This is a genomic window from Bacillus cereus group sp. MYBK79-1, from assembly GCF_051915365.1.
GTDB lineage: Bacteria > Bacillota > Bacilli > Bacillales > Bacillaceae_G > Bacillus_A.
In genome coordinates this window covers 24,885-33,610 of record NZ_JBQAEO010000029.1, presented here as the reverse complement: position 1 = coordinate 33,610, position 8,726 = coordinate 24,885, and the positions used below count along the sequence as shown (strand labels likewise).

The following is an 8,726-nucleotide window of genomic DNA, read 5'->3' as shown; positions in this document are numbered from 1 at the left end:
GTTAGTGGAGGGCTATTTTTCTAAATTCTATTATTTCATGTTGTTTGCTTTCATTAAAATCAAAAAAGATATCAGAGTGTTGGGAACCCTAAAGGGTTTCCCAACACTCTGTGAAAAGACACTCTAGGGAGTGTCTTTTCTTTTTTGTATGTAATTATGCATATTATATTTATTTTCAAGTGAAGAGGATTAAAATATGAAGTGTAGACAGACTTTATAAAGCAGAATTTTATACAAACATTTCCCTCTACTTTTTGTATCTAACAATCGTATAACAATAAATAATTCTGTTTTATAGTGTCTGTTTATGAAAGTGTCTTCTTTGAAGGCACTTTTTTTGTTGTTTTAATGTAGATGAGTTTCCACTGTTAATATAGTGGAAATTATCTATACTAAACATTAGCAATCTTCCGTATAAAGATTATCAATTTACTATATATTCCAGTAGTGTTAACCTACATATGAAAGGCTTTCTTTTTCAAAATATTACCCCTAATAAAATTTTGAAGAAGTCAACTGTCTCCAAACTTGCCATTCATGCTTAGAGAAAAAGCACTCACCTCGAGTGCTTTTTCTTATGGAAACATGCTATTTTTGTAGGCGGTTTTCATAAACTAAAAGTAAGGAAATGAAAGTAGGTGACAAAATGCCGTCAATTGTGGAAGGTGTTATTATTGAAAATTGTAACGGAACAATTAACTTAGGTGATAAATATAACGTGCAGCCAATTGAAAAAACGAAAGCTTATAATGGATCGGGATCATCGAATACAGGAATGAAAGTACAAACATTTAGTGGTATTAGTACAGCGGATGTAAAGGATAGCGATGCGAATGATCAGGGAATACAATTTACTTTATAGATAAATATGTAAAATTGCATAAAATGATGAACTTGTCCTGTGCTACAATCTAGCTGTGAGCTGTTAATGATTCTTCTGTATTATAGTTGTTAGATTAGAAATATAACATCCTATCAAAAATCATACGTATAAAAAAGACACTTCAAACGAAGTGTCTTTTTTCATTTTAGTGATACCCTTTAGCAGAGTCTTTATGAATTTTATTTTTAAAGATACTGTAGCTCCAAAGTTGATATCCAATAACTATTGGTACCATAACCATTGCAACGAAGAACATAATTTTTAAGTTTAATTGACTACCAGCTGCGTTATATAACGTTGTGCTGTATGCATCGTTAATACGTGACGGTAACATTCTTGGGAACATGCCTGCAAAGCCAGTCGTCATAAACATCGCGATTGTTAAGCAAACGAATGTGAAGGCAAGACCGATTTTATGTTTGTACACCATAATAAGTGCGAGTACACTCATTAACATAGCAAGTACTGGAAGAATGAATAGTACCGGATACTCTGTGAAGTTTTGGAATAAGTTTGTGCGATTAGCAGTTGCTACATAGAAGATAGCTAAAATGATAGCAGCTGCCATTGAAAATGGTCTTGCGATTTTATAAGCACGATCAGATACTTCACCAGTCGTTTTGATCATAACCCAAAGGGCACCAGATACGACGAATATAGCAGTGAAGAACAGGCCACCTAAAATACCGTAATGATTTAGTAAGCTAAGTAAATTTCCTTCATAACCATTTTTTCCGATTTGTAGTCCGTAATACAGGTTAGCGAACGTAACTCCGAATAAGAAGGCGATTAGGAAACTACCAATTGTAAATGCCCATTTGCAAGTTTTTTGCCAAATTGGTGAATCGTCTTTATGCATGAATTCAAGTCCAGCAGCACGAGCGAACAGTGCAAGTAATACTAAAAATAGTGGTGTATATAGGTAACTAAACATATTTGCATATGTGATTGGGAAAGCAGCAAATGTTGCGCCGCCAGCTGTAATTAACCATACTTCATTACCACCCCAGAACGGGCCAATTGCTTCTTGTAATTGATTTCGTTCTTGTCGGTCTTTTGCAACGAAAGGAAAAATCATTCCGTTACCAAGTGCATACCCGTCAAGAATGAAGTAAACTGTCCAAATTACGCCCCATAAACCAAACCAGATGATTGCGAGCATATCATGAGACATGAGCTGTACCTCCTTCAGTAGCAGGCTCTTCTAATGCTGGTCCTTTTTTCGCGAACTTCAGCATTAAGTATACGTCTGCGATTAAAAGTAAAGTGTAGAACAAGATTAAACTAATTAATGAGAACCAAATTTGTGGAACGGATATAGGTGATACAGATTCTGCTGTACGCATTAGTTTATAAACTGTCCATGGTTGACGCCCTACTTCAGCAACAATCCAACCAGCGTTAATTGCGATATATGGTAGTAAAACAGACCATATTGTAATTTTTAAATAACGTTTTGAGTTTTCTAGTTTTCCTTTTCGGTTTAAGTAGAAACCGTACCAAGTTAATGCCATAAAGAACATACCAAGTGCAACCATTAAGCGGAAGCTATAGTACACGAGGTTAACATTTGGACGTTCATCTTTCGGGATATCTTTTAACCCAACAATTTCTCCATCAAATGAATTTGTATAGAAGAAACTTCCTAGTTTCGGAATCGTAAGGAATTCAAAGTTCTTTTCGTTTTTTACATCAGGAATTTGAACAATCGAGAAGCCTTGTCCTTTTCCAGTTTCCCAAACAGCTTCCATCGCAGCACCTTTAGCTGGTTGATATTTAGCTGCTGATACACCAGATTGATGTCCCATAAATGGTGTAATTGTTGCGGCGAATAATCCTAACATTAAACCAAACTTAAATGATTTTTTGAAGAATTCAACTTCATTTTTACGTAATAAGTGATAGGCACTAATCGCCATAACGAAGAAAGCACCAACGATATAACAACCAATTACAGTATGGAAGAACATATTCCAAGCATATGGATTTGTAACAAGTGCCCAGAAGTCGTTTAATTCAGCGCGGCCGTTACGTACGACGTAGCCAACAGGGTTTTGCATGAAACCGTTTGCTGTAATGATCCAAAGGGCAGAAATATTTGTTCCAAGTGCAACCATCCACATACAGAAGGCACGGAACTTTGGTGAAATTTTGTCTTTACCGAATAACCATATTCCCATGAAAGTAGATTCTAAGAAGAAGGCAACGAGTGCTTCGATTGCGAGAGGTGATCCGAAAATATCTCCCATATATTTGGAGTACTCAGACCAGTTTGTTCCAAATTGAAACTCCATTGTAATCCCGGTTATAATCCCCATTACGAAGTTAATTGTAAATAATTTACCCCAGAAATTTGCCATTTTGCGGTATGTTGGATTCAATGTGCGGGCGTATTGAGTTTCCATACATGCCACTAAAATAACAAGTCCGATTGTCAAAGGTACAAATAAAAAGTGATAAAAAATAGTAATTGCAAATTGAAAACGACTCAGTAACAGAACGTCGGACATAATAAATATTCACTCCTTTTTAACATTATCTACAGTTAGTTTATAGAGAAAATAGTGGTAAATCATGTGGGACTTGTTACAAAGCTGTGTGTATATTTTGAAAGAATTATGGCGGTTATCTGAAAATATCTTATTTTTACTATAAAGCAATATCCTTTTTGAGTTTTTTAAATTTTGGTACACTATATAAGTAATGTAAATGAGAGAAAAGAGGGTTCTTTACTATGAAGTCATTAGAAGAGATTTTACAATACAATGAGAAATTCGTTGAAGAGAAAAAATACGAAGAGTATGAAACAGGAAAATTCCCAAATAAAAAAATGGTAATTATCTCTTGTATGGATACTCGTCTTGTTGAACTATTACCGAAAGCAATGAATATGCGTAACGGTGATGTGAAAATTATTAAAGTAGCAGGAGCTGTTATTTCCCATCCGTTTGGAAGTATTATGCGTAGTATTTTAGTTGCTGTATACGAGCTTGGTGCTGATGAAGTATGTGTAGTTGGCCACCATGATTGCGGTATGGCTAAAATTCAAGCGAGTAGTACAATCGAGAAGATGAAAGAGCGCGGTATCACAGAAGAGAAATTAGATACACTTCGTTATTCTGGAATCGATTTAGAAAGATTCCTACAAGGGTTCTCTAGTGTAGAAGAAAGTGTAGAACATAGCGTATCAGTACTTCGTAACCATCCGTTACTTCCTGAAGAAGTACCTGTTCACGGTCTTGTTATCGATCCTGACACAGGAAAATTAGATTTAGTTGTGAATGGTTACGACAATTAAGAATTTACTTTGTCATCCTTTTTATCTGGGACAGGATCAAATCCTCCTGGGTGGAAAGGGTGACATTTTAATATGCGCTTACAAGTAAGCCAAAAGCCTTTGAGGGCACCGTGTTTTTGAAACGCTTCTAATCCGTAATGAGAACAAGTTGGATAAAAGCGGCACGTTGGTGGTGTCATCGGAGAAATGAACTTTTGATAAAAGCGTATAATCCCAATAAAAATCTGTTTCATAATGGTCTCCTTTTCAGCATAGTCTTAAAGTATTATAGCATGACTGTACATAATACTTTACTAATGTTAATTTCCGTTATATCATATTGGATATAACGGAATTAAATTAAAAGCGGGAGAGATGTTGTATGCCATCAGTAGAAAGCTTTGAATTAGATCATACGATTGTAAAGGCGCCTTATGTAAGACATTGCGGAGTTCACAACGTAGGTAGTGACGGTATTGTAAATAAATTCGATATTCGTTTTTGCCAACCGAATAAACAAGCAATGAAACCAGATGTTATTCATACGTTAGAACATTTATTAGCATTTAATTTACGTAAATATATTGATCGTTATCCGCATTTTGATATTATCGATATTTCACCGATGGGCTGCCAAACAGGATACTATCTTGTAGTAAGCGGAACACCGACAGTTCGAGAAATCATTGATTTATTAGAACTAACATTAAAAGATGCGGTTCAAATTACAGAAATTCCGGCTGCAAATGAAACACAATGTGGCCAAGCGAAGCTTCACGATTTAGAAGGAGCACAACGCTTAATGAACTTCTGGTTAAGCCAAGATAAAGATGAACTTGAGAAAGTGTTTGGATAAAGTGAAACTTTAATCAGTGGGTGATGGGGGAGGGGCCCTATCACCCACTGATTATTAGTTGAACCAATCGGACCTTTACAGGCAGTTAAACTCCTACATAACTTCTTCAATTTTACATAATTTGGAGGTAGGAGTCTTACTGCCTGTTAAGGCGGGATAAAGAAAAACTGCCTGTGAAAGGGCAGTTTTTTTATTTGTAGAAATGTATGTATGAAGAGTATTGACTCTAACGTATACGTCAAAGTTTATAGTAGAGATAAATAAAGTAAAGGGAGGAAATGATGGATAAGTATAGTATTGGTGAAATTTCAAAAGAAACGAGTGTAACGACGAGAACACTTAGATATTATGAGGAAATTGGATTGTTAAAACCGTCTTATGTTGCTGATTCAGGATATCGCTACTATTCAAAAGATGACGTAATTACATTGCAACAAATCACAACTTTTAAAAAGCTGGGTTTTAAGCTTTCAGAAATAAAAGAAGTATTAAAAGAAGAAAAGGGGATTTCAGAAGAAGACAGATGGAAACGTGCGATTCAAAATGAAATTCAAACAATACAAGGGGAAGTAAAAAGGTTACAGGATTTAGAAAAGCTACTATATACAACATTTCATTCCATTGAATTGACAGGAGAGCTTAGAACAGAAGATTTAATGTTGTTTATAAAATCAGTACAAGGAATTGATCAGAGGGAGAAATTTTGGAAAAGGTATTTTAATGAGGAAGAGCAGCAGATTATTCAAGGTTTACCAACATTTGAAGAAAATGATAAAAGAACGAAAGAGTGGCTGCAAGTATTAAGAGAAATTCGCGAGCGTATAAATGAACCAATAGATTCACCAGAAGTGCAACAATTGGCGGGAAAAGTATTGAATTTCTCCATGCATGTATTTCAAGAAGATGAACAATTAATAAATAAGTATTGGGAATTAATTAGACCTGAAGAGGGAGAGATGGCAAAAGTGTATGGACTTGATTCGGAAACAATGAAGTATATAGATGAAATGGTGGAGTATTATTTGAAAAAGGAGGAAGATAAATGACAGCTATGCAAAAAGAGAAGCTATATGGAAAGGAACACGCACGATTAGAGCGTCAATACTTTTATAAACATGTGGGCATTTTCATTCTTGCACAGCTACTATTTATTTTTGTAGTAGGGCTTGTACCAGCTCAAGATTTGCCAAGCGGTTCTTATTTTCTTCATATGAAAGAATGGATTTTGAACAAACAAATCGGCTTTTATCAAAATGAAACTGTTAATACCATTGTCAGTGTTTGGACATCGGTACTTATGATTCATTTTATATGGGCGATGTCTTACATTCTTTTTCCGAAAAAGAAACGTAGCTCTTCAAAACAAGAAATAAGACAAGAGGTAAAAGAAGAAGTGAAAAAGAAAAAAGAGATTAGTACAAATAGGGCGTGGCTGTATTTAGTATTTGGAGGCTTAATCGAAATATATTGGGCAACGGGATTAAAAACAAATTCGATGAGTATTTTGACACTTATTGCAATCTTAGCTAGTTTTCATCTATTAATTGAAGCGACGAAAAGAATCCCAATTGGAACCGCATATGCAGTATTTACTGGAATTGGGACAGTTGGAACGATAGTAGTAGATATTGTGTATTTTAAAGAGCCATTTTCGTTTATTAAAATTTTCCTTGTTTGTTTATTAGCATTATTTATTATCGGATTGAAATTTAGTGGCGACAAGGAAGAGGTGAAATAAAATGGCGTGGATGTATTTAATTATAGCTGGGCTTTTTGAAATCGTCGGTGTAATTGGGATAAAGAAAGTAGCAAAAGATAATAATTGGACGAATAATATTATTTTAATAGGTGGCTTTATTATTAGTTTTCAATTTTTAACGATGGCACTGCAAGAAATTCAATTATCAATCGCATATGCAGTTTGGACTGGAATTGGGACGCTCGGGGCAGCGGTTGTCGGTATTTTATTTTTTCAAGAACCGAAAAATGCTTTTCGGATTATTTGTATCGTTGGAATTATGGGGACGATTATTGGGTTGAAAATGGTGAGTTAAAGAAGAGCGAAACATGCTCTTTTTTTTTATGAAAGTATACTAGACACCCCAACATATAAAACAAAGGCGGAACCAACAAAATAAACAAATGCTTTTGCTTTTTGCCGCTCTTTTATTTCATCAATTCCAAAAAGGATAAACATAATACTTAAAAGGATAAAGACATAAGGTAAAAGGATGGTGAAGTTTGCAAAGAAGCTAAATAGGGCAAGAGAAAGAGCGATAGTGGCTATTATAATTCGAATATTTTTTAACATGTAATCCTCCTTTAAAAGAACAGTATAAATGGAATAACAAAAATAATCGTAAAAAGACTTAAACCGATGCTAATAGTTCCAATTTGTTTTTGCTGTTTTTGAATCGTCTCAATTCCTACTAAAATGCCATATAAACTAAAGAGGAGCAAAATGATAGGTGAAAAGATTTGAAAGTTCATTGTAAATGTGCTGTATAAACATAAGATCAAAGTAATAAAAACGATGGTTAGTTGTAATTTTCTTATATGCATTTTAACCTCCTAGTAGAAAGTTAGTTATTGAGAGACAGAAATTATAATAGCAACGATTAAAGTGAATACGCCAGAAAAGAAGGAGAGTATACTGTGCACTTTCTTTTGTTTCTGTTTTTCCTCTGCACTCATGATGAAGGTCATAATAGATAAGGCGATAAGCATATAAGGCATTGTAACAAGTGCGTTTGTAAATATTACGGATAGAGCGAGAGCGATGACGATAAGAGCGGATATAATTTGAAAGGTTTTTAGCATACAAATCTCCTCCTTTTAAATAAATAATTTACCGAAATAGTTCTGAGAAGCCAAGAAGTAAAGCACCAGCTCCAGCCATAAAAGCGAGTATGCTGCTGGATTGTCTATGCTTTTTTATTTCTTCCATCCCTATAGTGAAAGCCATAGCCCCTAAGAAAATGAACATGTAAGGCATAATAATTTCTCTGTTACCGCTAATAAAGCCATAGATTGCGATAGATAAGGCGATAAGTGAAAAAGTAATTCGAGCTCCTTTTAACATAAAGTCTCCTCCTTCTATTTTATCCCGCATTTAACGGGCAGTAAGACCCCCACCTCAAAATTCAGCGAAAGCAAAGAAGTTAGGTGGGGGTCGGGCTGCCCGTTAAAGCCCGATTGGTGAGGGCTAATAATCAGTGGGGGATGAACAAAATCCCCACTGATTAAAGTTTCATTTTATGTAGGTAATAATGAGGACAATCCAAGAGAAAGCTCCAGCAGTAATACAAATAAAGCCTGTTCCTGAATCTTTTTTCTTTATTTGTTCAATTGCAATGAGACATAGTAAAGCTCCTAATAGAAATTGTGAAATTGGTAGAAAGTTATTTTGACCTGTATAGAGTCCAATTGCGGACATAATTATTACAGTGAGTGCGATTAGAATACGAAATACACGAAGCATATTATGAACTCTCCTTATTATTTTTTGCATAAGGGTTATCTTCTGGTTTATCAATAGAATGTTTATATGCATAGCCTTTATTAATCGTCATGACGGAGAGTACTAGTATGACTAGGACGATGATAATACCGATAATTAATATTTTGAACATGAAATCCCTCCTTTTCTTTATTTTACATAATTTTGTAATTGATGAAAACAATAGAAATTAAAAGGATGAAAGAAGGGT

Annotated in this window: 15 protein-coding genes; 6 read left to right on the top strand and 9 right to left on the bottom strand. The window is 34.8% G+C overall.

The window, feature by feature from the left end; translation table 11 throughout:
• The first annotated feature begins 628 nt into the window (after window positions 1-628).
• Window positions 629-862: a spore germination protein gene (locus ACTFOB_RS25885; protein ID WP_440030024.1), complete on the top strand. Its 234-nt coding sequence runs from the start codon at window positions 629-631 to the stop codon at window positions 860-862.
• A gap of 166 nt (window positions 863-1,028) precedes the next feature.
• On the opposite strand, the gene cydB is transcribed toward ACTFOB_RS25885, so the two are convergent.
• Both cydB and cydA read right to left on the bottom strand, forming a co-directional pair.
• The gene (gene cydB / locus ACTFOB_RS25880; protein ID WP_061677536.1) at window positions 1,029-2,057 is read right to left on the bottom strand and encodes a cytochrome d ubiquinol oxidase subunit II; all 1,029 of its coding nucleotides are present in this window, start codon (window positions 2,055-2,057) and stop codon (window positions 1,029-1,031) included.
• Complete coding sequence (gene cydA / locus ACTFOB_RS25875; RefSeq protein ID WP_440030021.1) at window positions 2,047-3,393, bottom strand: cytochrome ubiquinol oxidase subunit I; 1,347 nt, start codon at window positions 3,391-3,393, stop codon at window positions 2,047-2,049. The genes cydB and cydA overlap by 11 nt, the downstream gene beginning before the upstream one ends.
• 224 nt (window positions 3,394-3,617) lie before the next feature.
• On the opposite strand from cydA, the gene ACTFOB_RS25870 reads away from it, so the two are divergent.
• A complete protein-coding gene (locus tag ACTFOB_RS25870) occupies window positions 3,618-4,181 on the top strand; it encodes a beta-class carbonic anhydrase (protein WP_151631675.1) in 564 nt (187 codons plus the stop codon).
• On the opposite strand, the gene yidD is transcribed toward ACTFOB_RS25870, so the two are convergent.
• On the bottom strand, window positions 4,178-4,414 hold the full coding sequence (gene yidD, locus ACTFOB_RS25865; RefSeq protein ID WP_000809334.1) for a membrane protein insertion efficiency factor YidD: 237 nt from the start codon (window positions 4,412-4,414) through the stop codon (window positions 4,178-4,180). The two genes, ACTFOB_RS25870 and yidD, sit on opposite strands and share 4 nt — an antisense overlap.
• A 128-nt stretch (window positions 4,415-4,542) precedes the next feature.
• Between yidD and luxS the strand changes: the two genes are divergently transcribed.
• From luxS to ACTFOB_RS25845, 4 genes are all read left to right on the top strand, one after another.
• On the top strand, window positions 4,543-5,016 hold the full coding sequence (gene luxS, locus ACTFOB_RS25860) for an S-ribosylhomocysteine lyase LuxS (RefSeq protein WP_001141371.1): 474 nt from the start codon (window positions 4,543-4,545) through the stop codon (window positions 5,014-5,016).
• Window positions 5,017-5,297: 281 nt separating this feature from the next.
• Window positions 5,298-6,062 carry a MerR family transcriptional regulator gene (locus ACTFOB_RS25855; protein WP_440030019.1) on the top strand — a complete coding sequence of 255 codons (765 nt, stop codon included), beginning with the start codon at window positions 5,298-5,300 and terminating at the stop codon, window positions 6,060-6,062.
• The gene (locus tag ACTFOB_RS25850; RefSeq protein WP_151631672.1) at window positions 6,059-6,754 is read left to right on the top strand and encodes a DMT family transporter; all 696 of its coding nucleotides are present in this window, start codon (window positions 6,059-6,061) and stop codon (window positions 6,752-6,754) included. Before ACTFOB_RS25855 ends, ACTFOB_RS25850 begins: the two co-directional genes overlap by 4 nt.
• A gap of 1 nt (window position 6,755) precedes the next feature.
• Complete coding sequence (locus ACTFOB_RS25845) at window positions 6,756-7,070, top strand: DMT family transporter (RefSeq protein ID WP_000312450.1); 315 nt, start codon at window positions 6,756-6,758, stop codon at window positions 7,068-7,070.
• Window positions 7,071-7,096: 26 nt separating this feature from the next.
• Here ACTFOB_RS25845 and ACTFOB_RS25840 read toward each other — a convergent pair whose 3' ends face one another.
• The 6 genes from ACTFOB_RS25840 to ytzI all read right to left on the bottom strand — a co-directional run bounded on the left by ACTFOB_RS25840 (window position 7,097) and on the right by ytzI (window position 8,648).
• A complete protein-coding gene (locus ACTFOB_RS25840) occupies window positions 7,097-7,327 on the bottom strand; it encodes a YczI family protein (RefSeq protein ID WP_440030015.1) in 231 nt (76 codons plus the stop codon).
• Window positions 7,328-7,338: 11 nt separating this feature from the next.
• Window positions 7,339-7,578, bottom strand: a complete 240-nt coding sequence (locus tag ACTFOB_RS25835; RefSeq protein WP_440030013.1) for a hypothetical protein — start codon at window positions 7,576-7,578, stop codon at window positions 7,339-7,341.
• Window positions 7,579-7,602: 24 nt separating this feature from the next.
• Window positions 7,603-7,836: a DUF3953 domain-containing protein gene (locus ACTFOB_RS25830; protein WP_440030011.1), complete on the bottom strand. Its 234-nt coding sequence runs from the start codon at window positions 7,834-7,836 to the stop codon at window positions 7,603-7,605.
• A 28-nt stretch (window positions 7,837-7,864) separates the two neighbouring features.
• The gene (locus ACTFOB_RS25825) at window positions 7,865-8,098 is read right to left on the bottom strand and encodes a YczI family protein (protein ID WP_440030010.1); all 234 of its coding nucleotides are present in this window, start codon (window positions 8,096-8,098) and stop codon (window positions 7,865-7,867) included.
• Between the two features lie 168 nt (window positions 8,099-8,266).
• The gene (locus tag ACTFOB_RS25820) at window positions 8,267-8,497 is read right to left on the bottom strand and encodes a DUF3953 domain-containing protein (protein WP_151631667.1); all 231 of its coding nucleotides are present in this window, start codon (window positions 8,495-8,497) and stop codon (window positions 8,267-8,269) included.
• Between the two features lies 1 nt (window position 8,498).
• On the bottom strand, window positions 8,499-8,648 hold the full coding sequence (gene ytzI / locus ACTFOB_RS25815; protein ID WP_151631666.1) for a YtzI protein: 150 nt from the start codon (window positions 8,646-8,648) through the stop codon (window positions 8,499-8,501).
• Window positions 8,649-8,726 lie beyond the last annotated feature (78 nt).